General features: G+C 46.6%; 1 protein-coding gene. It reads right to left on the reverse strand.

Translation table 11 applies throughout. The annotated features are described in order from the left end of the window. Positions 1-661, reverse strand: a 661-nt coding sequence (locus tag A3735_RS09150; RefSeq protein WP_369820520.1) for a M24 family metallopeptidase, incomplete at its 3' end; no start/stop codon positions are given. Positions 662-693: the final 32 nt, after the last annotated feature.

The raw sequence follows: 693 nt of genomic DNA on the forward strand, positions 1-693 counted from the left end.
CATGAACATCCAAGCCCAACCAATGGCCTGTTCGATGCATATAAAAAGGCTTATAACGCTCCTCTTCGATAATTTCATCCAGCTCGCCACTGAGCAAGCCCAGATCGAGCAAACCCTGGCAAATTACCTTGACCGCGGCTTCATGAGGATGATTCCAGTGACTCCCGGGCTTCACTGCTTTTATTGCGGCTAATTGAGCATCCAAGACGATTTGATAAATTGCCCTTTGCTCGTCAGAAAATTTTCCGTTTACCGGAAAGGTCCGAGTGATATCTGAGGCATAACAATCCAATTCACAACCAGCATCAATCAAGACAAGGTCGCCGTCATTCAAGGGGCCGTTATTATCGATGTAGTGCAATATACAGGCATTGTCGCCTGAACCAACAATAGCTGGGTATGCTTGAGAGCGAGCACCATTATCCATAAACACCTTGCTCATCGCTGACTCAAGGTGATATTCATGTAAACCTGGGCGGCAAACCTTCATTGCCTCAATATGTGCTTGGGCAGATATTTCAGCAGCCTGTTTCATCGTCTTGATTTCGGTGGTACTTTTTATCAAACGCAGCTCATGTAGTGCGTGCTCCAAGGCAACAAACTCACCAGGTGGGTGAGCACCATTTCTAACTTTACTGCGAATAACGTTGATCCATTCCATGACGCGACTGTCAAAGACAGCATCAAGGCCCA

It is taken from the genome of Oleiphilus sp. HI0061 (genome assembly GCF_001635675.1).